The 21,349-nt window shown below is 58.7% G+C and carries 24 protein-coding genes, 2 pseudogenes and 2 riboswitches; of the genes and pseudogenes, 6 read left to right on the forward strand and 20 right to left on the reverse strand.

The window, feature by feature from the left end:
• Positions 1-10 precede the first annotated feature (10 nt).
• Positions 11-469 carry a DUF302 domain-containing protein gene (locus ACR0BU_RS07895; RefSeq protein ID WP_299886905.1) on the reverse strand — a complete coding sequence of 153 codons (459 nt, stop codon included), beginning with the start codon at positions 467-469 and terminating at the stop codon, positions 11-13.
• A gap of 146 nt (positions 470-615) precedes the next feature.
• Here ACR0BU_RS07895 and ACR0BU_RS07900 point away from each other — a divergent pair, with 146 nt between their 5' ends.
• Positions 616-969, forward strand: coding sequence for a DUF1636 family protein (locus ACR0BU_RS07900; RefSeq protein WP_480736730.1), 354 nt, complete (start codon positions 616-618; stop codon positions 967-969).
• Here the strand turns inward: ACR0BU_RS07900 and ACR0BU_RS07905 are convergent.
• The 9 genes from ACR0BU_RS07905 to cbiE form a co-directional block, all read right to left on the reverse strand.
• Positions 957-1,451, reverse strand: a complete 495-nt coding sequence (locus ACR0BU_RS07905) for a hypothetical protein (RefSeq protein ID WP_480736731.1) — start codon at positions 1,449-1,451, stop codon at positions 957-959. The two genes, ACR0BU_RS07900 and ACR0BU_RS07905, sit on opposite strands and share 13 nt — an antisense overlap.
• Before the next feature lie 63 nt (positions 1,452-1,514).
• Positions 1,515-2,213, reverse strand: a complete 699-nt coding sequence (locus tag ACR0BU_RS07910; RefSeq protein WP_480736732.1) for a CbtA family protein — start codon at positions 2,211-2,213, stop codon at positions 1,515-1,517.
• A gap of 4 nt (positions 2,214-2,217) precedes the next feature.
• On the reverse strand, positions 2,218-2,388 hold the full coding sequence (locus tag ACR0BU_RS07915; RefSeq protein WP_298936745.1) for a CbtB domain-containing protein: 171 nt from the start codon (positions 2,386-2,388) through the stop codon (positions 2,218-2,220).
• Positions 2,389-2,424: 36 nt separating this feature from the next.
• Positions 2,425-2,633, reverse strand: a riboswitch (cobalamin riboswitch).
• Positions 2,634-2,676: 43 nt separating this feature from the next.
• Positions 2,677-3,420, reverse strand: coding sequence for a precorrin-6A synthase (deacetylating) (cobF, locus tag ACR0BU_RS07920; RefSeq protein ID WP_480736734.1), 744 nt, complete (start codon positions 3,418-3,420; stop codon positions 2,677-2,679).
• Entirely contained in the window at positions 3,413-4,141 is a 729-nt protein-coding gene (gene cobA, locus ACR0BU_RS07925; protein WP_298936743.1) for a uroporphyrinogen-III C-methyltransferase, read from the reverse strand. The genes cobF and cobA overlap by 8 nt, the downstream gene beginning before the upstream one ends.
• Positions 4,138-5,454: a cobyrinic acid a,c-diamide synthase CobB gene (locus ACR0BU_RS07930; protein ID WP_480736735.1), complete on the reverse strand. Its 1,317-nt coding sequence runs from the start codon at positions 5,452-5,454 to the stop codon at positions 4,138-4,140. The genes cobA and ACR0BU_RS07930 overlap by 4 nt, the downstream gene beginning before the upstream one ends.
• Positions 5,447-6,241, reverse strand: a complete 795-nt coding sequence (gene cobM / locus ACR0BU_RS07935; RefSeq protein ID WP_480736736.1) for a precorrin-4 C(11)-methyltransferase — start codon at positions 6,239-6,241, stop codon at positions 5,447-5,449. The genes ACR0BU_RS07930 and cobM overlap by 8 nt, the downstream gene beginning before the upstream one ends.
• Positions 6,238-6,606: a cobalamin biosynthesis protein gene (locus ACR0BU_RS07940; RefSeq protein ID WP_300072354.1), complete on the reverse strand. Its 369-nt coding sequence runs from the start codon at positions 6,604-6,606 to the stop codon at positions 6,238-6,240. Before ACR0BU_RS07940 ends, cobM begins: the two co-directional genes overlap by 4 nt.
• Positions 6,603-7,802 (reverse strand): precorrin-6y C5,15-methyltransferase (decarboxylating) subunit CbiE, encoded by a 1,200-nt coding sequence (gene cbiE / locus ACR0BU_RS07945; RefSeq protein ID WP_300072352.1) that lies wholly within the window; start codon positions 7,800-7,802, stop codon positions 6,603-6,605. Before cbiE ends, ACR0BU_RS07940 begins: the two co-directional genes overlap by 4 nt.
• Here cbiE and ACR0BU_RS07950 point away from each other — a divergent pair.
• The gene (locus ACR0BU_RS07950) at positions 7,801-8,550 is read left to right on the forward strand and encodes a cobalt-precorrin-6A reductase (RefSeq protein WP_480736737.1); all 750 of its coding nucleotides are present in this window, start codon (positions 7,801-7,803) and stop codon (positions 8,548-8,550) included. The two genes, cbiE and ACR0BU_RS07950, sit on opposite strands and share 2 nt — an antisense overlap.
• Here ACR0BU_RS07950 and cobJ read toward each other — a convergent pair.
• From cobJ to ACR0BU_RS07985, 7 genes are read right to left on the reverse strand one after another with little or no spacing between them, the layout of a single operon-like run.
• Entirely contained in the window at positions 8,523-9,275 is a 753-nt protein-coding gene (gene cobJ / locus ACR0BU_RS07955; RefSeq protein WP_300072348.1) for a precorrin-3B C(17)-methyltransferase, read from the reverse strand. The two genes, ACR0BU_RS07950 and cobJ, sit on opposite strands and share 28 nt — an antisense overlap.
• Positions 9,272-10,000: a precorrin-2 C(20)-methyltransferase gene (locus tag ACR0BU_RS07960; RefSeq protein WP_480736738.1), complete on the reverse strand. Its 729-nt coding sequence runs from the start codon at positions 9,998-10,000 to the stop codon at positions 9,272-9,274. Before ACR0BU_RS07960 ends, cobJ begins: the two co-directional genes overlap by 4 nt.
• Entirely contained in the window at positions 9,997-10,626 is a 630-nt protein-coding gene (locus ACR0BU_RS07965; RefSeq protein ID WP_480736740.1) for a precorrin-8X methylmutase, read from the reverse strand. Before ACR0BU_RS07965 ends, ACR0BU_RS07960 begins: the two co-directional genes overlap by 4 nt.
• Entirely contained in the window at positions 10,626-11,753 is a 1,128-nt protein-coding gene (gene cobG, locus ACR0BU_RS07970; RefSeq protein WP_480736741.1) for a precorrin-3B synthase, read from the reverse strand. The genes ACR0BU_RS07965 and cobG overlap by 1 nt, the downstream gene beginning before the upstream one ends.
• Positions 11,750-15,043 carry a cobaltochelatase subunit CobN gene (gene cobN / locus ACR0BU_RS07975; RefSeq protein ID WP_480736742.1) on the reverse strand — a complete coding sequence of 1,098 codons (3,294 nt, stop codon included), beginning with the start codon at positions 15,041-15,043 and terminating at the stop codon, positions 11,750-11,752. Before cobN ends, cobG begins: the two co-directional genes overlap by 4 nt.
• 3 nt (positions 15,044-15,046) lie before the next feature.
• Positions 15,047-16,102, reverse strand: coding sequence for a cobalamin biosynthesis protein CobW (gene cobW / locus ACR0BU_RS07980; RefSeq protein ID WP_480736743.1), 1,056 nt, complete (start codon positions 16,100-16,102; stop codon positions 15,047-15,049).
• The gene (locus tag ACR0BU_RS07985; protein WP_480736744.1) at positions 16,099-16,488 is read right to left on the reverse strand and encodes a DUF1636 family protein; all 390 of its coding nucleotides are present in this window, start codon (positions 16,486-16,488) and stop codon (positions 16,099-16,101) included. The genes cobW and ACR0BU_RS07985 overlap by 4 nt, the downstream gene beginning before the upstream one ends.
• Before the next feature lie 84 nt (positions 16,489-16,572).
• Positions 16,573-16,779, reverse strand: a riboswitch (cobalamin riboswitch).
• Between the two features lie 735 nt (positions 16,780-17,514).
• On the opposite strand from ACR0BU_RS07985, the pseudogene tnpC reads away from it, so the two are divergent.
• Positions 17,515-18,318: pseudogene (gene tnpC / locus ACR0BU_RS07990) on the forward strand (IS66 family transposase).
• On the opposite strand, the gene ACR0BU_RS07995 reads toward tnpC, so the two are convergent.
• The 3 genes from ACR0BU_RS07995 to ACR0BU_RS08005 form a co-directional block, all read right to left on the reverse strand.
• A complete protein-coding gene (locus ACR0BU_RS07995) occupies positions 18,235-18,462 on the reverse strand; it encodes a hypothetical protein (RefSeq protein ID WP_298936798.1) in 228 nt (75 codons plus the stop codon). The pseudogene tnpC and the gene ACR0BU_RS07995 overlap by 84 nt on opposite strands.
• On the reverse strand, positions 18,452-18,679 hold the full coding sequence (locus ACR0BU_RS08000) for a hypothetical protein (protein ID WP_298936730.1): 228 nt from the start codon (positions 18,677-18,679) through the stop codon (positions 18,452-18,454). The genes ACR0BU_RS07995 and ACR0BU_RS08000 overlap by 11 nt, the downstream gene beginning before the upstream one ends.
• A gap of 136 nt (positions 18,680-18,815) precedes the next feature.
• Positions 18,816-19,145 (reverse strand): DUF202 domain-containing protein, encoded by a 330-nt coding sequence (locus ACR0BU_RS08005; RefSeq protein ID WP_298936729.1) that lies wholly within the window; start codon positions 19,143-19,145, stop codon positions 18,816-18,818.
• A 133-nt stretch (positions 19,146-19,278) separates the two neighbouring features.
• Here ACR0BU_RS08005 and ACR0BU_RS08010 point away from each other — a divergent pair, with 133 nt between their 5' ends.
• The 3 genes and pseudogenes from ACR0BU_RS08010 to ACR0BU_RS08020 all read left to right on the forward strand — a co-directional run.
• Complete coding sequence (locus ACR0BU_RS08010; protein WP_298936728.1) at positions 19,279-19,764, forward strand: LysM peptidoglycan-binding domain-containing protein; 486 nt, start codon at positions 19,279-19,281, stop codon at positions 19,762-19,764.
• A 115-nt stretch (positions 19,765-19,879) separates the two neighbouring features.
• Positions 19,880-20,206, forward strand: coding sequence for a hypothetical protein (locus ACR0BU_RS08015; RefSeq protein ID WP_480736745.1), 327 nt, complete (start codon positions 19,880-19,882; stop codon positions 20,204-20,206).
• A gap of 521 nt (positions 20,207-20,727) precedes the next feature.
• Positions 20,728-21,232: pseudogene (locus ACR0BU_RS08020) on the forward strand (IS5 family transposase); the annotation flags it as partial.
• Between the last annotated feature and the right edge of the window lie 117 nt (positions 21,233-21,349).

A 21,349-nucleotide genomic window follows, 5' to 3' on the forward strand; every position in this document is an offset into this window, starting at 1 on the left:
GCCAGTGTGACTATTTGACAGCGTTTTCTGCGATGTCCTGAAACCTGTTATCCAATTCTGATGCGATATCAGACAAGGCTTCGCCCCCCTCATAAACGTAAGGTGCAAAGACAAAACTTGGCGTTTTGTAAGACAGTGTCGCCGTGCCGTCGTCATCTTCCGTGACATAAAATCGGATGGGAGCCTCAATCATGGCAGCGGTTGAGGTTTCAAGCACGCGCACGGCAAAGTCGTTGTTGAAAACACCGATCACCATGTTGCCCGGAATCGTGATCCCTCGCGCGGCTGCCGCTTTGGTTGGCCCGGCCTGCGTGACAACGATCAGCCCGTTTTCTTTCACCGCTGCTTTTGTATCCGCCACCAGTTCGTCGTAGCTTTTCCCGGTGTCGTAAACAGCCCAACCGGACAAAGCTTCGTCGGCCAGTGCAGGTAAGGCCAGCAGACATATGATTGCCCCAAGAACTTTCATCCGATGACCTCCGCTTTTTTGGTCGGACCCTTGATGCCAGAAATCGGACGGATACGCACTCACATTCTTGTGCGGTCCAACGTGACGCGGACTTGCGCCTTAGTCGGTAAAGCCGCAGAAACAGGAAAACGAAAGGCAAGCTAAACGTGGACCAGACTCGCATTCTCATTTGCAACAGCTGTTCCGGCACCCGTGATCGCGATGCAGAGCGTCAGGCTGTGGCGCGCGCGCTTGCCAAGGCAGGTCTGGCAGAGCGTATTGAGCTGGCCGAGCATGCTTGTTTCAATGGCTGTCAGGATCCGGTGGCGCTGGCGCTTCAGGGGGACGGCATGGCCTCTTACGTGTTTTCCGGGGTCGATGTGGTGGCGGATGCGAATGATATTGCAGCAACCTGCCTGACCTATCTGGATAGCCCTACGGGCTGGATTGAAGACGCCCGGCCATGCGGGCGGCTTCGTTTGTGTTTGCGAACGCGCATACCGGCGCTTCAGTCGACCTGAATCACTTGTGAGGCGCTGACGGGAACCCCTTCGACCATTAGCTGGCTGTGGCTGTTGCTATTCAGCGAAACCTCGATTTCAACCTCGCCCTTGGGCAGGTCTGCAAGATGCATCCAATTGCCGTAGAGCCGCGCGAGCTTTAGGTCATTGGCATATACATGCGCGTGCCCTTTGCCCGGTTGGTCCGCAGCAGATGCGCTTTCCGGTGCGAATTCGAAGTTTTGCGGCAAGACATGCAGGTTCCAACCGGCCATGGGGTCTTTGACCACAGTAACTTTCACGCTGGGCGCGTTTGGTCCAGCAGGCAAGTTGATCACTGCAGAATGATCATGCGCTGCGGTCTCGGCCTGATGGCCTCCATGATGCGCGGGATCAGAATGATCATGGCCATCAAACGTGACGCCGTTGGCCGCAGCCAGCACAAAGCCAGCCCCACCACCAAAGATCAGGCCAATTGCAAACAAAGCAAGTGAGCGGGACATCTTGTATCCTTGAAAAGGGAAAAGCCCGCCGGGGTGGTTCCCGACGGGCCGTTAAGTCGCCAGTTAGGCATGCGCTTCGGCGTGCTTAGCCTCTTTTTGCCAGAAGTATCCTGCAAAAGACCCAACCAGAACCCAAGCGGCCAAACCGATGCCAAACGCTCGCGCCGCGAATAGGGCGCCGATCTCGGTCGGGACGGGGCCGGTGAAAAACTCTGGCTCGGGTGCGCCGATGATATGAGGCGCCATCAGCAGAACCGTAGCAATCACATAGCTGATGAGGTTGGAGCCAAAAGCGATCAACCACATGGCTACGGCAGCGGTTGCAACGGTCGCAAACCACCAGATCTGACGTGCGAAGACATCAGCGGCGGCCACACCCGGCACTTCGGGTGCTAGGGTGAAACCCGGTGCGAAATGCACTGCGACAAATCCGGCAAGCCCCCACAATATGCCCGTTCGGCCATCAACTTTATGGCCTTGTCCTTCGGCGATCGACATCAGTGCCACAACAATCAGCGAGTAGCCGGTGTAAGTCAGCATGGTGAAGATCACGCTAAGGGCGTCACGCTGAAGATCCGAGAAGATGCCTGGCAGTTCGGGATGTGCGGTGACGGCCGCGCCGCCGAAATGCACCAACTCACCTGATTCATACAGCTCTGCGTGCAGCAATACGGGTTGCACGAATACCAACTGCAGCAAGGCGGCAATCAGCCCCGCTGCAGCGCCAGCGAACAAAGCGCTGGTCAGAATGCGACTGAACATGGGCTCAGTGGCAGGGGAAGCCGGTGGCGTGACGCACGTCATGGGCGGCGTCATGCAGCGCGGATGCCTGCACGTGACCTGCCAGTGTGACGATGCCAAGGCCCAGAACTACTGCGAAAACTGCTGGAATTAGGCCTGCGCGCGAGGCGGATGCCTTAAGTGTTTGTGTTGTCATTTCTTGTCCTCCTGTGCCGTCGCACCCGACGGCCGGTGTTTCAATACTCGCCTGGCAGGTCTCCTGGCTCGCGGGTCGGTGCCTCTGTTCGCCTTCCCCCCAAAACTTCGGGAGTGGCTGGTTGAACACAGGCTCACCGCTTACAGTCGCGGGGGCGGCTTTGGATTAGACTTCAAAGGAAGGCGCACCAAATTCCCTCTTAGCATCCGGATATCTCCGGCAGGACCAGACGCTCCCATTTAGCCGGGAACGTCGCGCCGACGCAATCGCCATTTGCGACGTTTCGTGTCACACAGCGCGTTTTTTCAGGATATAGATATCCATGATCCAGCCATGATCAGCCCTGGCTTGTGCGCGGGTTGCAAGGATGTCTTCGGCCACTTCATCCAACGGTCCATGGATCAAGATTTCTTCTGTCATACCCACATAAGCGCCCCACCAGATGTCATAATCTGCCATTGCAAGGCTTTGAAACGAACATTCCCCATCCAGCATGACCGCGATTGTTGATACGGCTTCGGGCCAGCCTTCGTCACGCAGGCGGCGGCCGGTCGTAACGACATAGGGCGCGCCGATGTCGTTTATTGGAATTCCGTGCGCTGCGGTTAATGCCTGCAGAGCGGTAATGCCCGGGATCACGCGTTTGACGGGTTTGGGCTCCAACCGCGCGGCGATTCGAAGAGAGCTGTCATAAAGCGAAGGATCCCCCCAAATCAGCAACGCAACATTGCGCGCGTTTGGGTGCGAGTCGATTGCGTCCTGCCACCGTAGCGCGATGGCATCATGCCAGTCATCGACACCCTGCAGATAACCGTCATCACCGCGTCTTTTGGGAATGTCGAAATAAGCAATCGTCGGTTGGGTGTCCGTCACTTGCGCAATGATCTGCTCGCGTATTCCGGCCAGATCGGCTTTGTTCTCGCCCTTGCGCGGAATCAAGATCAAGTCCGCTGCGCGGATGGCTTCTGCACCCTGAAAGGTGACATGGTCCGGATTGCCGGTACCGATGCCAACCAGATTCAATTCATACATCGTCGAACTCCGCCAACGGGCCATACAAGATCAGCGCCGGAGCGGTTCCGATCTCGGATTGCAGCCTGTCCGACAAAGCCCCGATGGTCGATCGATGCAGCACTTGATCAGGGGTCGACACGGATTCGGCCATGAGCGCGGGCGTGTCCAGAGGCAGGCCATGCGCGTGCAACGCCTCGACCAGCAGTGGAAATGTCCGTTTGCCCATGAAGACAACGGTTGTGGCGTATGCATCTGCCAGCGCGGGCAGGTTCAGATCCTCCGGCAGTTTGCCGCTGACATCATGGCCCGTAACAAATTGGACCCGCCGCGCGGTCAGACGCCGGGTCAAAGGAATACCCGCGGCCGCCGCCGCTGCGATGGCGGACGGAATACCCGGTATGATCTCGTAGTCGATCCCAGCCTCGCGCAGGGCCACGAGTTCTTCCTCCAACCGCCCGAACAACCCGCCGTCACCGGATTTCAACCGAACAACCCGGGCGCCAGTTTCGGCATACTCAACCAACAACCGGCTGACATGGTTCTGTTTTGGTGAAGGGCGGCCTGCGCGTTTGCCGACGCCCACCAGATCCGCATCATCACGCGCATGGGTCAGAATCGGGCCACTGCTCAGATCATCAAACAGCACCGCGTCGGCGTTTTGCATCCGATCGACGGCTTTCAGGGTCAACAACTCCGGGTCACCGGGGCCAGAGCCGATGAACGAGACAAATCCGCTCATGCCGAGGCCTCTGCAATCAGGTGGAAGAACGTGCCCGTCACATTGCCTCGAACGGACCCGGTTTGTGGCCCTTCAGCGCCCTCGGCGTCGAAGACCCGGGCCAGAGGGGCGTCTGGCTGGTCCACAATTGAAGAATAGTGAAACTCGTGCCCGCGTAGGGCTGTGCCAGCAGTAAGCCCGGGCATGGGCGCCAGCAATTCAGCTTTGCGGTAGCCCAAGTTGAATTTGCGCTTTTCATAAGATGTCACAAGGCCCAGCAGACCGGCCATCTTGTGGCGCATGCCTTCCTTGTCAATCAAACCTTCGCCCAACGCCATATAGCCACCGCATTCACCATGGACAGGTTTGGTTTCGGCGTGTTTGCGTAGCCCTGCCAGGAATGTCTCGGCAGCGGCCAACTTGCCTGCATGCAACTCGGGATACCCGCCCGGCAACCACACGATGTCGGCATCTTTTGCTGGGGCTTCATTGGCCAACGGGGAAAACGGCAAAACCTCTGCCCCGGCAACGCGCCAGCCTTCCAGCAGATGCGGGTAGGTGAATGAAAACGCGGCATCCTGCGCCAATGCAATCCGCTGGGCTGGAGGCCGCGGCAGCGCGGCTGACGACGGCCCGTAGGGGCCCGAGGAAGCCGCACGTTTGATCGCCTCAAGATCCACATGTTCACGCAGAAACGCAGCGTATCCGGTGATGGCGCTTTCTAGATCGGGATGCTCAACAGCTTGGATAAGACCCAGATGCCGCTCTGGCAGGGTCAGATCGCCCCGACGTGGCAGGACCCCCAAAACGGGCAGCCCCGCGCGCTCCATGCCCAATCGGGTCAGGCGTTCATGTCTGGGGCTGGCGCACCGGTTCAGGATGACACCGGCAAAGGGCAGGTCGGGGTTGTACATCCGAAATCCCAAAGCAGTGGCTGCTGCCGATTGCGCCTGTCCACCCACGTCCAGAACCAGAACGACGGGCCATCCCATGCGCAGGGCGGTTTCTGCGCTGGTTCCATGCCCCAGCTCTCCGGGTTTTGCGACGCCATCGAACAAGCCCATTGACCCTTCGGCCACCACAATATCCGCGCCTTCTGCCTGTGCCGAAATCGCGTTCAGCAAAGGCTCTCCCATCGCCCAGCTGTCCAGATTGAACGAGGCGCGACCCGCAGCTGCCCGGTGAAAGGCCGGGTCGATGTAATCCGGTCCGCTTTTGAAGGGTTGAACGGTTAAGCCGTCATCTGCCAACGCCCGCAACAGGCCCAGCATCACGGTTGTCTTGCCAGTGCCCGAGGATGGGGCTGAAATCAAAACACCGGGGGGGTTAGTCATCTCCGTGGCTCCAGCTTGACCAAGGGCTTTCAGCGCTTTGCGGGCGATAGCGGCGATCATAGGTTCGCGAATACAAACAGCTTTCGTCGAACCCTTCACCAGCCAGTGCAGGGCCAACCAAAATCAATGCCGTGCGCGAGATGCTGTCGCCCAAGGCTTCTTTCATTGTGCCCAAGGTCGCGCGAATGACACGCTCATCCGGCCAGCTTGCGCGGTAGACAACCGCCACTGGGCAGTCCGAGCCATAGGCTGGGGACAGGTCGTCAATGACCTTGTCCAGATTCCCAATCGAGAGATGAATGGCCAGGGTCGCGCCCGTTTTGGCAAAGTTCACCAGCGTTTCGCCTTGGGGCATCGAAGAGGCCCGTCCAGGCGTGCGGGTCAAAACCACCGATTGCGCCAGTCCCGGCAGCGTGAGCTCAGTCCCCAATGTCGCCGCTGCTGCGGCAAAGGAGGGCACGCCAGGCGTGACGCTGACCGGAATACCCATCTCTTTCAAACGCCGGATTTGTTCGCCCATTGCGGACCAGACTGACAGGTCGCCTGAATGCAAACGGGCCACGTCCTGTCCGGCCGTATGGGCGGTCTGGATTTCTGCCATAATCTGATCCAGATCCATTGGTGCCGTGTTCACGACCCTTGCGCCTTCTGGGCAGTGGCCCAGAATTTCCTCTGGCACCAGCGACCCGGCATACAGACACACCGGGCAGGACGCGATAAGGTCGCGCCCGCGCAAGGTCAGCAGGTCGGCGGCGCCGGGTCCGGCACCGATGAAATGAACGGTCATGTTTGTCCTCCGATGGCGACGGCGCAGGTCGCAAGCCGGTCGTCTGAAATCTGTCTGGGTGAAAGTAGCCGTGCGCCAGATCCGGCGGCGGCAATGGCGGATGCTTCGGCGACGCTGCCGGTGCCGTATGCGGCACCGCTGCGAGGCGAACAGGTGAGGGTGCGTTGCGCAGCCAAATCTTCAGGCGCGACGAAATGCAGGGGCAGGGCGGTTGTCGCAACAAACTCCGCCAAAGCGGCATGGCCTGTCTTGTCCAAAACCGTGGCCAGCGCGTCCACGGTATGTCCACAACATGCCTTGTCAAAGGCTGCCCTTAGGCTGTCCGCCGTGGCGGTCGAAGAAAACCCAAGCCCTGCAACGATCATAGAGTCACGCTCCACTGCACCACCGGGTAGGCAGACTTCCAACCGCGCCGCGGGCCCAACGCACCAGCTTGCGCCAGTTCGATACGCAGCAGGTCCCCACCCAGTTTTTCCTGCCACGCCGCCAGTAGCGCTTCGCTTTCCAACGTAACGGCGTTTGCGACCAGACGGGTGCCCGCGCGCAGGTTCGCGCGAAGCCAGTCCAGCAACTCAGTGCTGAGCCCACCACCGACAAAGACAACATCTGGCAGGGTCAAACCGCTCAGGGCGTCAGGGGCGGTTCCATGAACAACGTCCAATCGATCCTGCCCCAAGCTGTCGGCATTGCGGCGAATACGGCTGGCCCGATCTTCCAACGGTTCAATCGAGGTGGCGGTCAGCGTCGGATCGCACATCAACCATTCGATGCTGATCGACCCGGTGCCGCCTCCAATATCCCAAAGATGTTCGCTCCGTCGCGGGGCCAACGCTGACAGCGTCAGCGCGCGAATAGGGCGCTTGGTAATCTGCCCATCCGTTTCGAATATGTCGTCCGGTTTACCTGCAACTTTTGGCAGAGCCCGGCCATCCCCCGCAACATCAAGACCGACGCAGACCGGATGCTCAAACGTCTCAAGCAGTGCTTGGGTCAGCGACATGCTGCGCGCCCGTTCGCGCGGTCCGCCAAGCGCCTCCATGACGTGCAGTGTTGTGTCGGCAAATCCGGTTTCTGTCAGATAGGTCGCCAGTTCCGCCACCGCTTGCCCGTTGCGCAGCAGCAGGATTGTTCGCAGCCCTGATGACAAGTGAGGGCGCAGCCGCGTCAGCGGGGCGGCGTGCAGGCCAAAGGTCAGCGTGGTTTCCAGCGGCCAACCCAGCCGCGCTGCGGCCAGTGAAAATGTGGATTGCCCGGGGATCGAGACCCACTCTCCGGCATCGAAACTTCGCGCGATAACCGATCCTGCGCCAAACCAGAACGGATCACCCGAGGCCAGAACGACTGTCGGCCGCCCCCGCAATTTGCTCAGGATTGGCAAACCATCAGCAAATGGAACCGGCCATTCAACACGTTTTGCGCCGGTTTCAGGAATCAGCGACAGATGCCGCGGCGGCCCCATGATGATTTCGGCCCGGTCCAGCACTTGACGGCTTGCCGGTGACAGGCCATCCAGTCCATCTTCGCCCAACCCCAGAATGGTCAGCCACGGAGCTTTATGCATGCCCAACCTCCTGATCCTTGGCGGCACGACCGAGGCCAATGCGTTGGCCCGCAGCATATCTGACCTTGGCGTTTCCGCGACCTATTCTTATGCCGGACGCGTCGACACGCCGCGGTCGCAACCTTTGCCGGTGCGGGTTGGTGGGTTTGGTGGGGCCGAAGGACTGGCGCGTTACATTCAGGATCACGGGATCACCCATGTGATTGATGCGACACATCCCTTCTCGGCACAAATGAGCCGAAATGCGATTGACGCATGTGTTTCTACGGGTGTTCGCTTGGCTGCGCTGACCCGACCAGCGTGGGCACACCAGGACGGGGATCGCTGGCAACGAGTTCCCGATGTCACGGCCGCTGTTGACGCATTGGCTGGTCCGACGCAGCGGGTCTTTCTGGCCATTGGACGAATGCACCTTGATGATTTCGCAGACCAACCTCAGCACCGCTATTTGTTGCGCCTGGTGGATGAGCCCGAAGCATTGCCATTGCCGAACGCGGACGTGGTTGTGGCGCGTGGGCCGTTCACGCTTGAAGGTGATCGCGCATTGATGGAGCGCCACGGCACCCAAGTGGTGGTGTCCAAGAATGCGGGTGGCAAGGGTGCGCGCGCCAAATTGGATGCCGCGCGCGCGTTGGGTATACCTGTCGTCATGATTGATCGCCCAGCATTGCCACTGCGGACAGAACTGTCGAGCGTCGCGCAGGTGTTGGACTGGCTGGATCATTCCGGTGTGAACCTCGGGGTGTAGACAATTGGAGTCCCGGACCGCTCAATTACTCGTGTCAGCGACGATCCTACAATCACCACTGTCTGCATATCTGCCATGTCCGGCGTCGCCTCGGCCAGAGTTGAAATGCGGATCGCCTCGTCCGGGCGTGAAACTGCCCGTGCAAACAGGATCAGTCGTTCGGGCTCGCATTCCTCGTGCAGGATTTCTAGCGTTTTAACAAAGCCTTCCGGGCGAGACTTCGAGCGAGGATTATAAAACGCCATTGCGAAATCCGCCTGAGCGGCCAGGCGCAACCGCTTCTCGATCAAGGGCCAGGGTTTGAGATTGTCACTGAGGTTGATGGTGCAAAAATCGTGCCCCAAGGGTGCACCGGCGCGGGCCGAGGCAGCGAGCATTGCGGTGATCCCGGGCAATACATCGATTGGAATGTTGCGCCACGTGTCCGGGCCGTTTTCCAGCGCTTCAAACACAGCCGCCGCCATGGCAAACACGCCGGGATCGCCTGAGCTTACGACGACAACGCGCCTTCCGTCTGCGGCCATTTGCAGGGCGTGTTGGGACCGGTCGATTTCAACCCGGTTATCACTGGCATGCAGGGTAAGCCCCTCGCGCTCGGCGACCCGTGCAACATAGGGGATGTAACCAACGATATCCGTCGCGTCGGCCAGCGCGGCGGTGACTTCGGGTGTCACCAGTTCGTCATTGCCGGGGCCGAGGCCTGCAATCTTGATCCATCCCGTCATGGTCGCCGTCCCTGGCCGTGCACAATTATGATCGAAAAATATGGGGTTATCTTATCGCAAGCCTCAGACAGCTTCGTCACTGTCTGGTTCGGCATCTGCGCATACTCTACGATCCACGCACGCTCATAAACGCCAGCCTTCTGCAGCGCCCGTTTCACCTTGTTGATATTGCGCCCAATTTTCATGACCACCAAAGCATCTGTTTGCGCCATCCGTTGCGCCAGATCTTCCTCGGGAAGGGTGCCCATCAGAATGGTCAGGACATCATCCCCCCAGGTGATCGGATCACCCGTAGCGGTCCAGGCGCCTGACATACCGGTGATGGCGGGTACAACATCTACATTAACGTCACCGCGCAATCGATTGTAAAGATGCATGAAAGATCCGTAGAAAAATGGATCACCCTCACAAAGAACAATCACATCTTCGCCCTGATCCGACAAAGCTTTGAGACGTGCCGCGCAATCTTTATAGAATGCGGACAGCAACTCGTTGTAGCGTGGATCGCTGAGCGGGATTTCGGTTGTCACAGGGTATTCCATCGGGAATTCGATGGCGTCCTCAGGGATCATGCCGTTTACGATTTTGCGCGCCTGACCACTGCGGCCAGGTTTGCGGAAGAATGCGACGTGACGGGCGTTTCGCAACAGCCGGTCTGCCCGCACACTCATCAGGTCCGGGTCACCGGGGCCGAGGCCCACACCGTATATCTTACCAGCACTCATTCTTTGCGGCTCGCGATTGCGTTGATCGCGGCGACTGTGATGGCGCTGCCGCCCAAGCGACCTTTGACGATGCAGGACGGAACAGGCTGTGCCTCCCACAGCGCATCTTTCGATTCCACTGCGCCGACAAACCCGACAGGGCAACCGATAATGGCTGCAGGGCGGGGGCAGTCGGGATCTTCCAGCATGTTCAGCAGGTGGAACAACGCGGTGGGTGCGTTTCCGATTGCCACCACAGCGCCGTCCAAGTCTGGACGCCATAGCTCCAGCGCGGCGGCTGAGCGAGTGTTGCTCATCTCAGCGGCTAGCGGGCGTACGCGTTCGTCATGCAAGGTGCAGATCACCTCATTGTCTGCGGGCAGGCGGAACCGGGTTACACCTTCGCTGACCATGCGTGCGTCGCACAGGATAGGCGCTCCTTTTTCCAAAGCGGCACGGGCCACGTGCACAAAATCAGGCGAGAAATGCACAAACTCCTCCAGCCCGACCATCCCGGCAGCGTGGATCATGCGCACGGCGACCTGTTCTTCATCAGTGTCAAACCGGGCAAGATTGGCCTCGGACCGGATCGTTGCAAAGCTTCGTTTGTAGATCGCCGCGCCATCGGTTTCATATTCATAAGGCATCAGATCAGGTCCATGGTCATAAGTGTGTTTGCGTCAAGCCCGCTTTGGCAGGGCTCATCCCCTGCGCGACCCCGTTTGACAAGATTAAATCGCCCTGCGTTGCCTACCAAAGTGACATCCGCGGGCCCCATGCGGGCGCAGCCCTTTGCGCAACCTGAAACGTGCAGGCTGCCACCCACGCGCGGTGCCAGGGCACGGGCGATATCGCGCGTTTCCACCTGAGCCTGCGGGCAGAACGGTGCCCCGGGGCAGGCGTCGGTGGTCATCAGCGGGTCGGTGCCGTCTGTTACAAAGTCCTGGGCGGATATCGCCGCCCCGCCTTCCAACAGGATCAACCGCCACGGGGTGACACGCAGGGCAGATGCGCCCGTGTTGTCAAACAGACTGCGCAGGCTGGCGGCGTGCAACTGGCCGAACGCCGCACCGTACACCACGCCTTGATCACAGGCGCCGAGGCGTAGGGCAGCTCCCACAGGTCCTGGCTCGTTGCCTTGCCAATCCTGCGGCAGGTTTTGAGAGGCGACCAAACGCGCCATGCGCCGTGCGTCCGTCGATGAGTTCTTTGAAAACCAACCCGCCAATGCAATCAGTTTGTCGATGGCTTCTTCCTCGGCGACACGGCGACCGGTTTCGGCACCATCGGCGCGCAAGATCAGATCACCCGAGTTTAACTCCAGCCGAATGTCCGCGGAATCACCTGCCAGCAAACGCTCGGGCCCGGTATCTATGGCAAAACCAAACTTGGCGGGAAGGGACGGTAATTCTCCCAACCGGTCGATCAAGCCTTGCGTCAACCGCATGGTCAGATCACCTGACCGGTAAAGCGGTGAGACCAGAATATTGCGACGTACTTCTATACCCGGTTCGGCATCCAGCAGATCCAGTTGTGCCAACTCTGTCAGCAACAGTTGATGATCATCGATCGCAACGCCACGCAGTTGCAGGTTCGAGCGGTTGGTCAGGTCGATTGTTCCGTTCCCAAATCGCTCTGCAAGGTCGCACAGACCCGGTACCTGACGTGTGTCCAACCGTGCCAGTCGCGGTCGGACCCGCACCACCAGCCCGTCGCCCGACATCATTGGCCGATGGGCGCCGGGGCACCAGCCCTGAACGATGGGGGCGCTCATCGCATCCCCTCCAGGTCGGCGCGGATCGAGTTTCGGCGCGTGTCCCACAACCCGGCATCCAGCAATGCGCGAAATCTGTCCTGCATGGCTTGATGCGCCTGCGGGTTGGCGTCATGCAGGAAGGCGTCCACCTCAGCGTCACCAAGGGTCGCGTCGTGATAAAGGTCGAATAGATACGGTGCGACGGTGCCGGACAGATGCGCGAACGAGGCCATGTGATCCAGCGTCGCCGCGATCTCGGCGGCCCCGCGGAAACCATGCCGCTGCATGCCTGCGATCCAGCCGGGATTGGCCGCGCGGGCGTAGACGACGCGGCTGATTTCTTCGGGCAAGGTGCGGGCGCGGGGGGTGTCGGGGTTGGTATTGTCCAGATGGTACAGCTGCGCGGTGCCGCCGGTGACTTTCTTGGCGGCGGCAAAACCAGCCTCATGCGTGGCATAATCATTGGCCAACAGCAGATCGGTCTCGGTCAGGTCCTGCAGGTGCACAAAGCTGTCTGCTTGTGTGACGCGTTGGGTGATGCCGTCAAGATCCTGCGCAATGTGCTCGCCTTCCAACGCGTATGAGCTGGCGTTCAGCCACGCTTCGCCCGCTTGGATGCGTGCCTCATCCGTGTAGGTTTCGGACAGCTGCGTCATGTTCAGGCCATAGCTGCCCGGTGCCGGACCATAGACCCGCGCAGCGGGCGCGAGACCGGCATACGGGTTCCAGTCTGCGGATTCGTCGCGGTCCGACAAGGCGCGCACGGCCTGACCGTATAAGGCCGACAGGGGCGGAAATACGTCGCGAAACAGGCCAGAGACGCGCAGGGTTACGTCCAGCCTCGGGCGGTCCAAATCGGTGATCGGCAAGACTTCGATGCCCGAAACGCGCTCAGATCCTGCGTCCCAGACCGGTTTTACACCCAGCAGGTGCAGCGCCATGGCGAATTCTTCGCCAGCCGTGCGCATAGTGGCGGACCCCCACAGGTCAACGATCAGGCCTTTAGGGTAGTCGCCTTCTTCTTGCAGATGCCGGCGGACCAGTTCTTCGGCCAGTTTCACACCTTGGGTATAGGCCGCGCGGGTCGGCACCGACCTCGGATCGGTGGTATATAGGTTCCGCCCGGTCGGTAGCACGTCGGACCGTCCCCTGTAAGGTGAACCGGAAGGGCCTGCCTCGATCCGTTTTCCAGCCAGCGCATCCAGCAACGCAGAGCGTTCTGCGTCGGCTGACGGTTCGGTATCGAAGCTGGCTGACACGGCAGGTTTGCGGCCATAGATATGTAACCCGTCTCCGAACTGGCTTTCTTTGATATCGCAGACAAATCGATCGATGCGGGTGATCGCCTCGGCGGTGCAACTGGCTTGGTTGAGGCTGAGATCGTTCTCCAACCCGATGGCTTTCGCTTCGTCGCGGATGTCTTCCTGCAATCTGTCGCGGCGCGTTGGATCCAGCCCGTCGGCGTTCGAAAATTCATCCAACAGCGATTCCAGACGAACCATCCGGTCCGGCGTGCCGCTTTCCTTCATCGGTGGCGGGATGTGCCCCAGCGTGACCGCTCCGATCCGGCGTTTGGCCTGTGCGGCCTCGCCGGGGTCGTTCACGATAAAGGGGTAGATCACCGGCAGATCGCGGATCAGTGCCTCGGGCCAACACGTCGCGGACAGGGCTACGGACTTACCCGGCAGCCATTCCAGCGTCCCATGTGCGCCAATATGGATCAGAGCATCGGTGCCAAGACACTTTCGCAGCCACAGGTAAAAGGCGACGTATCCGTGGCGCGGAGTCCGGGACAGATCATGATATTCATCGTCTCGCAGCTCGGGTGTGCCGCGCTCCGGTTGCAATGCTACGAATGCCTTTCCACGTCGAAGCGCCTTAAAGTGGAACGTGCCATCAGCTACGGCAGGGTCGTCCTCAGGTTGGCCCCAGACAGCTTCGAGATCTGATCGCAACTGCTCGGGCAGGTCCGTAAGTGCCGACAGGTAGTTCTCTAACGGCCACGATATCCGGGCGTTCAGCAAGGTTTCGGCAATCGGCTCAGCCGGGCCAGTGTCGTAGCCTTCCGCCTGCAAATCACTCAACATAGCCTCGGCAGAGGCCAGTGCGTCCAGCCCGACAGCATGGGCCATTTGCCAGTCCTTGCCGGGATAGGTTGAAAGAACCAGAGTAGGCGTTTGCTTGGCCACAGGTTTTTCGCTGAGGTTCAGCCAACCTGTTACCCGGTCGACAATCGCCTCAATCCGTTCGGCATCGGCGCGGTGGGCAAAACGAGAATACTCCAGATGCGGATCGCGTTTTCCTGGTTCCTTGAACGACGCGATGCCTGCTGACACCCGCCCGTCCACTTCGGGCAGAACCACATGCATGGCGAGATCGGCTGGAGAGAGGCCGCGTTCTGCCTCGGCCCACGCCTTGCGGCGCGCGGTTGACAGAGCGACCTGAAACACGGGCACGCCCGCAGCGTCCAGCGGTGACGTACCCGACGCGCCCTTGCCCGAGAACGAGGTGGCGTTAATGATGGCTGACGGGTTCAGCGCGACGACCTGATCCCGCAACCAATCTGCCGCAGCTGGTGCCTTCAGGGAGGGGGCAAACATCCCTACGGCCTCCAACCCCCGGCCACGCAGACTGCGGATCAGCGCAGCAACCGGCGCGGTATCCGCCGAGGTCAGGTAAGCGCGGTAAAACGTGACAAGCACGCGCCGGGCATCGCCAGCAAACGCGGCTTCGGCTGGCATCACACCACGATCCGGGCACCATGCACCGCATTCGGGAATTGCCTTGGACCCCATTACAGGCCCGGCATAAAGTCCTGCTGCCAACGCCATCTGCGCCAGTGCCGCCTGCGCCGCGACTTCGCCCCCGTTGTCACACAGATGCGCCAATCGCCGTAAGGTCGAGACGGGCAGGGTCGAATAGTCGTCAAGCCGCGTATCTTCACGTCCATCCGCTGGCAGCACAGCCAGTGCGATGTCTTTGGTTTGGGCCAGTGACAGAACCTGCTGTAGGCCATAGGACCAGTAAGGCACGCCGCCAATCAGGCGGACCAAGATGCCTTTGGCGCCTTCCAGTGTTTGTTCCACATATGTGTCAACAGAAAGTGGGTGCTTTAACGCCGTCAGATTCGCAAGCCGCAGCGTCGGCATCCGACCCTCGGATCCGCCACCGCGATGCCAGCCCGCCGCAAAAGCGCCAAGGTCACTGTCGGAAAAGGACAACACAACCAGATCCGCCGGGCTTTGGCCCAGATCGGTTGGGGTCTCGGTTTCCTCTAACCCGTGGCTTTCGCGGAAGACGACGTGCATGGCTTATTCGGCAGCCTCGGTCACACCCACGAGGATATGGCGAATTTCAGCCTCTTTGATGTCGTCATGCTCGGCGATCACCACCAGACGCGAGCGGCGCTCTTCACCCGACCCCCACGGGCGGTCGTACTGGTGACGCACACGGGCACCGACGGCCTGCACCAGCAGACGCATGGGTTTGCCCTGAACGGCCGCATAGCCTTTGACCCGCAGGATATTCAGCTCCTTCGCAAGACGTTCGATATTGGCGACCAGTTCGGCAGGATCGGCCTGTTCCGGAAGATCGACGATGACGCTTTCGAAATCATCATGTTCGTGATCATCATGGCCGTCATGATGTGACGGACGGGCGTCCATGTCATCCTCGGCAGCTGCCCCAAGCCCAAGCACAACGCGCACATCCACCGCACCTTCCGCAACCTCGACAACGGGCAGGGGCCGTGGGGCCTCGGCCGCTATGATCTCTTTGGCCTTTGCCACACCTTCGGGACCTGCCAGATCAGGTTTGGTCAGCAAGATGATGTCAGCGCAGGAAATCTGATCCTCGAACACCTCGGACAGCGGCGTCTCATGGTCAATGGACTCATCGGCCATGCGCTGGGCGTCGACTGCCTCGACGTTCGGCGCAAACCGACCGGCGGCGACGGCCTCGGCATCCGCCAGAGCAATTACGCCATCCACGGTGATCTTCGAGCGGATATCTGGCCAGTCGAAAGCCTTAAGCAACGGTTTCGGCAGGGCGAGACCCGAGGTTTCGATCAGAATATGATCTGGGCGCGGTTCCAGCGCCATCAGCGCCTCGATGGTCGGGATAAAATCATCGGCCACAGTGCAACAGATGCACCCATTGGCCAGTTCCATGATGTTCTCGGCCGGGCAATCCGGGATCGCACAGGATTTCAGGATGTCGCCGTCTACGCCCACATCGCCAAACTCGTTGACCACAATCGCCAGACGCTTACCCTGCGGGTTCTGCATCAGGTAGCGGACCAGCGTCGTTTTGCCCGAACCCAGGAAGCCGGTGATCACAGTGACGGGGAGTTTTTCGAGATTGCTCATTCCAGGGCTCCAATCGGGGGAATACGGGCCGCACAGTTCTTGCGGAAGTGTTCAGGACGCTCGCGCCATTTTACCAGGCCATCTTCGGCCGCCAGGTATCTAGTGGCACCTTCGACGATGATGTCGACATCGTCATCTTCGTTCAGGTTCTCATAGACGAAAGTCCAGCGGGTTGGCCCGCCGCGCAGGACGATCGAACAGCCCTGCTTGCAGTTCGACAGGCACTCCACGGGCTTCAGTTTCACGCCGTCGGGCAATTCTGCCTGTTCTAGCGCCTTGTGCAGTAAGGTGCCGGGGCGCTGCGCATCGTCTTCGATGGGCAATCCACGTCGGCAAGTTGTGCAAACCAGTAGTTCGACTGGTGTGGTCTCGGTCACGTCTCTCATCCCCCTTATCGGTTCATTGGGGGACGGGGTTTCATGCGGGCCACGCTGTTCGCTATGGTCCCGACACCGGAACACCCCGTCCGGTCTGGTCTTCGGGTGCTGGCAGGTCTCCCGGCTTGCGGATGTCAGAGCCTAGGCTCTGCCGGATGTCCCGCCTTCCCGGCCAATTGGCCAGTGGCATTGGGCACCCTCTCCGGTCACGGTCGCGGGGGCGGCTGCGTTTGGCGGTAGACCCGTTGACGCATTCCCTTTTCATCTGCTGTCGCAGACACCAACGAAAGGGACATGCGGCACGCGTGGGCCGCTTGTCAAGCGCGTTACGCGTATGGTGAGGAACCGGGGATGAAAAGCGACCTGCCAGCGTCTCTGGGCGTCATGATCGCTCGAGGCCCGCCAAAGCGCGGGCGTCGAAGCGCTGTCAGCGACCGATTTGGATTTCACCACCCCGAGGTCCCAGTTTGAGAGGCAAGACCACGAAGAGAAAGAGTCGGCTACCCGGTCGTTCCACAAGGTCGCGTCGCAGATTAACTTTGTCACCTGCTTGGGCAAAACGATTTGCCAATGGCTTGCGCAAAACCGATTTGGATCAAGTGGATGGAGGCGAGCGCCCGACCCGGTATCACTTCCCTAAATCGTTGAATAGCCATGATTATTGGGGGGTGAGGTTGGCTTGCGTGTCTCACTTTGTGTTGCACAACGCGCAAGTCAGTGTGACTATTGTCAATAAACAACCCTTATTCCCAGTATTCCGGCAAACCTCACCGCATAACGTCAATAACGCGGCGATCGCTATGCTTACAGACTCCGACGCCGCTCGCCGACGTAAAGCCAGAACTGTCTGCATAGTTCATACTGCAACGCCTAGTTGAACCCTTATCACCAAACATCAGAGCGACGAGGCTGAACGCGCGCCGAGGACCAGGCCCCTTGGCTCATGTGCTAGTCTCAAAGTCTGTCGATCATCTTCCATTATAGCCGCAATCGCAGATTTACGCCCGGGAGGGCACTGATCTGGATCGCTCGGCAATGGCCGATTGGGTTCGCCGGTCAACAGCACTGCTTGAACCCCTCGCCGATGAGATCGGGCGGATCGTCCGGCGTGGAGATGCGCTCTTTGCTGACGATATGCCCGTGAAGATGCAGACACCGGGGCAAAAGAAGACCAAAAGGGCCCGGGTCTGGACCTATGCGCGCGACGGGCGGCCATGCTCGGGCCAAACACCGCCCGGTGACTGGTATCAGTCTACCATTGATCGCAAGGTTGAGCATCCCGTCAGCCACCTTGCAGGCTACAAGCGATGGATCCACTCGGATGACTACTCCGGGTTCAACGGCTTGTTAGGTCACGATATGGCCGATGAAATGGCCTGCATGGCGCATGTAAGGCGCGAGTTTGTGGATGTGTTTGCATCCCAGGGCAATACTATCGCGGAGGAGGTCGTCCGTCGGCTCGCAGAGCTCTATGGCTTTGAGTAAGAGGCGCGGGGCAAACCGCCCGACGATCGCATCGCGCCGCGGCAATCGCACGCAAAACAGGTCTTCGATGATCTGGAGATTTGGCTACGCGCACAATTGCCCAAGATTTCTGGAGACTCCCCATTGGCCCAAGCGATACGTTACGCCCTTAGCAGGATACCAAAAGCGCGACCTTATCTCGAGAACGGGCACCTGGAGTTGGATAACAACACGACCGAACGTGCCGTCAAACCCGTGACCATAGGCCGGAAAAACTGGATGTTCGCTGGCTCAGAAAGTGGCTGCAAAGCAATGGCCATCACCTTCACCCTGATTGAGACCGCCAAACTCAAAAGCGTCGATCTCCAGGCGTGACTTGCCTGGGTCCTCGCCAAAATCGTCGACCACAAGATCATACGCCTCGACGAACTCCTCCCATGGCGCTACGCCGCCACTGCAGCGTAAAAGGATTTGTAGCGGTTCAACAGAGCGGGGCAACGGACGGGCACTATCCGCCAACATAGACTCCGGTTTTTGGCCGGTAGAAAATTTTCTGGTCGTGAAGCCGTCCAAGAAGGTCGCTAATCCGGTGTCGATACTCTTTCCTTTCAGCTTTTCCGACATCATCTTCGTTGGGCGGCTCATGGGTCAGGGAATTCAAGGCGCGGCGAAGCGAGTCTTCGATAATATCTATATCCTCGACGGATAGTTCGAACATATCGTTGTACTGGGGCATACTGAGACCTCTTATCTGGTTGCGAGCCTTAAGGGTGCACCACCAGCCCTGGGTTTTCCACCGCTCCTTATTGTTGAAGCGTGAGAGTCGGCGCGCTGTAGTCAGGTGATGCATTCCAACGATATCGCAAGCCGTGTCAGGCAACACCCGAGTCACGCTTTTCCGCTTCAATCAAACGCTTTGTACGCAGATAATCCAGGCCGCCTAAAACTAACACCAAGCCCGAAACCGGAAATGCCAAAAGCCCGATGCCGACTTGCATCGACTGTGCTTCATAAAAATGCAGCAAACCGAGCCCCGCGATAGCCAGGCCTAACGCGGTTTTCACGTAAGCCAGCAACGTTCGACGATTGGCCAACTCCGTGCGCACGACTGACAAAACCATATTGTCTATCTCTCGACGCCGCTTGGTTTGGTTATCGTTATCACTCGTGAGGTTCTGGACCGAGCTGACTTTCGGATTCATCTCTCACCGCTCCTGATTGTTGACCTTCGAAAGTCCGTGTTCCCAAAAAGATGTGTCTGATATCACCCGACGGATTTGGTCGCTGGGACGATTTGGGGTATGAGTTTCCTATTTAACTGTAAGGAGCTCAATTATGAATATCGAGATTCTCCAGCCGAAACCCTTTGATATTGTCGGCAGCACAATCATGATTGCAGGAAATGCTGTTGGCTTCGAAGGTCATCTTTCGATTTCTGTCAGCGAAGGGCACGTCGAGTTTAGCGGCGCGGCCTCAGCTGGAGCAATCGCACTGCGACAGTTTCAAGCCAAAGTAGAGATACCGGCCAATCCTAATTTCCAGCTTGATCGTCTTTTTGTGACGGTGACTGACGACAGTGGTGGTGGTGAAGGTGTGGTCCCTACTGTCCATGTTCCGGTGTTTTACGGGCCACGCATTCTGACCGACTATGTTGGCTATCGGAACTACACTGTCGCGCCGGGTGACACGCTGAGTTCAATCTCAACAGCGCACTACGGTAATCCAGGCCAAGTGTCCGTTATCCAGCGCGCCAACGCACACCTTATTGATGATCCCAATGTGATTTTTCCGGGTCAGGAACTACGCATTCCGATTGCCTAGCAGCAATTCCAATGAGTGATCCAAATGTCCACTTTGCGGACCAAGCTGCCATTGCTTGGTTGCCACCAGTCGATCATTGTTGTCCAATTGCAGTTGTCATCAGCGGAGTAAAATCGTGCCGAATGCCTCGGAAGTTAATGCAGTTTTGAACCAACTAACCAATGATGAAAGACGTTCACTGATCCTATGGTATCGAAACTACATGGTGTCTGTTACTGGAGTTGATCCCAGCCTGTTTGGAGTGGACTTTCAGGCGAATATGGATGCCGCGCTGCTGGATGGCGATAAGAATGGTAGTCTCAGAATTAGTGCGAAAGACGTAATCGTTGCAATCAACAACTCCGAATTGGGCGAAGAAACAGTCGAAATGAGAAGGCACTTTCACCAAGAGCTCGGAAGTGAACTGTGGTTACGGCTTACGGCGATTGGAAGCGGTATCTAGATGGGATTGGCACGGTCGCTTTGGGCTCAGAGCGGACCTTAGAGAGGAACATCCCTTCCCCCTCAAAGCAGAGTCGTTGTGACAGCTATTAAAGACGGCTGAGCATTCTTCACTAAAACCACACCCGCTCCATTGACTGTGCCGCTGACACAAATACTGGATTGCGCCAGATTCGCCGAGCAGGTTGAAAAGATGCAGTTATGCATGATTTCGCCCCGCCGTTTTGATGAGATCTCAAAACCTGCACGACAGTTAGGTTAACAACAAGACCGGGATTCGCCTGTTTGGGGCATCCCTTTTCATACCGCCGCCGGCATAGTTTCGCTATACCGTGAAGCATATCCCGCGTAGTAGATGTAGCAGGGCATCTGGGCAGATATGCAGTTCTGCAAATCTCGATACCGGCATGCCGGGACGGCTTCGTAGCTGGCAATAGCGGGAAATGGCGACCGTACTACGGTCAGGACCCATTGATTTCCGCTTAGGAGCGTGATTCACGGTTCGAAAACCGAGCGGTTAACATGTCTGATCTTTTCTGGCTGAAAGATCCGCAGATGGCGCGTCTTGAGCCCTTCTTTCCTAAGTCCCACGGCAAGCCACGTGTCGATGACAAACGTGTGCTGAGTAGCATTATCTTCATCGATCGCAATGGCTTGCATTGGTGAGATGCACCTGCCGAGTACGGTCCGAATAAGACCTTGTACAACCGATGGAGCGACAAGGGTGTGTTCGCCCGGATTATGGCGGGTCTGGCTGTCGAGCACAGCGGACAGAAGAGCGTCATGATCGACGCCACATATCTCAAAGCACAACGTACAGCCTCCAATCTGGGGGTCAAAAAGCGGGCGTGGACGCCTGATCGGTCGGACCAAAGGCGGCATGAACACCAAACTGCACGCTATCTGCGACAGCCAGGGCCGACCGCTCAGCCTCTTCGTCACCGCCGGTCAGGTCAGCGACTACATCGGGGCATGGGCATTGCTCAGCGGCCTGCCGAATGTCGATTGGCTACTCGGGGACAGAGGAATCTAAACCTAGGTTATGTGCCTGGAAAAAATGGGTTATTTTTGCTCCATGTTGCGGGATTTGTTGCGGGAAAATTCGTGCTAGGGGGCTTGAGAAAATATTGCTGTTTAAAAACAA

The sequence above is a fragment of the Ruegeria sp. CK2 genome, from assembly GCF_056536585.1.

Bases quoted from the DNA above. Each gene is read 5' to 3' on its own strand.
- ACR0BU_RS07895 (WP_299886905.1), bottom strand. From the start codon at position 469: ATGAAAGTTCTTGGGGCAATCATATGTCTGCTGGCCTTACCTGCACTG.
- ACR0BU_RS07905 (WP_480736731.1), bottom strand. From the start codon at position 1,451: ATGTCCCGCTCACTTGCTTTGTTTGCAATTGGCCTGATCTTTGGTGGT.
- ACR0BU_RS07910 (WP_480736732.1), bottom strand. From the start codon at position 2,213: ATGTTCAGTCGCATTCTGACCAGCGCTTTGTTCGCTGGCGCTGCAGCG.
- ACR0BU_RS07915 (WP_298936745.1), bottom strand. From the start codon at position 2,388: ATGACAACACAAACACTTAAGGCATCCGCCTCGCGCGCAGGCCTAATT.
- cobF (WP_480736734.1), bottom strand. From the start codon at position 3,420: ATGTATGAATTGAATCTGGTTGGCATCGGTACCGGCAATCCGGACCAT.
- cobA (WP_298936743.1), bottom strand. From the start codon at position 4,141: ATGAGCGGATTTGTCTCGTTCATCGGCTCTGGCCCCGGTGACCCGGAG.
- ACR0BU_RS07930 (WP_480736735.1), bottom strand. From the start codon at position 5,454: ATGACTAACCCCCCCGGTGTTTTGATTTCAGCCCCATCCTCGGGCACT.
- cobM (WP_480736736.1), bottom strand. From the start codon at position 6,241: ATGACCGTTCATTTCATCGGTGCCGGACCCGGCGCCGCCGACCTGCTG.
- ACR0BU_RS07940 (WP_300072354.1), bottom strand. From the start codon at position 6,606: ATGATCGTTGCAGGGCTTGGGTTTTCTTCGACCGCCACGGCGGACAGC.
- ACR0BU_RS07950 (WP_480736737.1), top strand. From the start codon at position 7,801: ATGCCCAACCTCCTGATCCTTGGCGGCACGACCGAGGCCAATGCGTTG.
- cbiE (WP_300072352.1), bottom strand. From the start codon at position 7,802: ATGCATAAAGCTCCGTGGCTGACCATTCTGGGGTTGGGCGAAGATGGA.
- cobJ (WP_300072348.1), bottom strand. From the start codon at position 9,275: ATGACGGGATGGATCAAGATTGCAGGCCTCGGCCCCGGCAATGACGAA.
- ACR0BU_RS07960 (WP_480736738.1), bottom strand. From the start codon at position 10,000: ATGAGTGCTGGTAAGATATACGGTGTGGGCCTCGGCCCCGGTGACCCG.
- ACR0BU_RS07965 (WP_480736740.1), bottom strand. From the start codon at position 10,626: ATGCCTTATGAATATGAAACCGATGGCGCGGCGATCTACAAACGAAGC.
- cobG (WP_480736741.1), bottom strand. From the start codon at position 11,753: ATGAGCGCCCCCATCGTTCAGGGCTGGTGCCCCGGCGCCCATCGGCCA.
- cobN (WP_480736742.1), bottom strand. From the start codon at position 15,043: ATGCACGTCGTCTTCCGCGAAAGCCACGGGTTAGAGGAAACCGAGACC.
- cobW (WP_480736743.1), bottom strand. From the start codon at position 16,102: ATGAGCAATCTCGAAAAACTCCCCGTCACTGTGATCACCGGCTTCCTG.
- ACR0BU_RS07985 (WP_480736744.1), bottom strand. From the start codon at position 16,488: ATGAGAGACGTGACCGAGACCACACCAGTCGAACTACTGGTTTGCACA.
- ACR0BU_RS08000 (WP_298936730.1), bottom strand. From the start codon at position 18,679: ATGCCCCAGTACAACGATATGTTCGAACTATCCGTCGAGGATATAGAT.
- ACR0BU_RS08005 (WP_298936729.1), bottom strand. From the start codon at position 19,145: ATGAATCCGAAAGTCAGCTCGGTCCAGAACCTCACGAGTGATAACGAT.
- ACR0BU_RS08010 (WP_298936728.1), top strand. From the start codon at position 19,279: ATGAATATCGAGATTCTCCAGCCGAAACCCTTTGATATTGTCGGCAGC.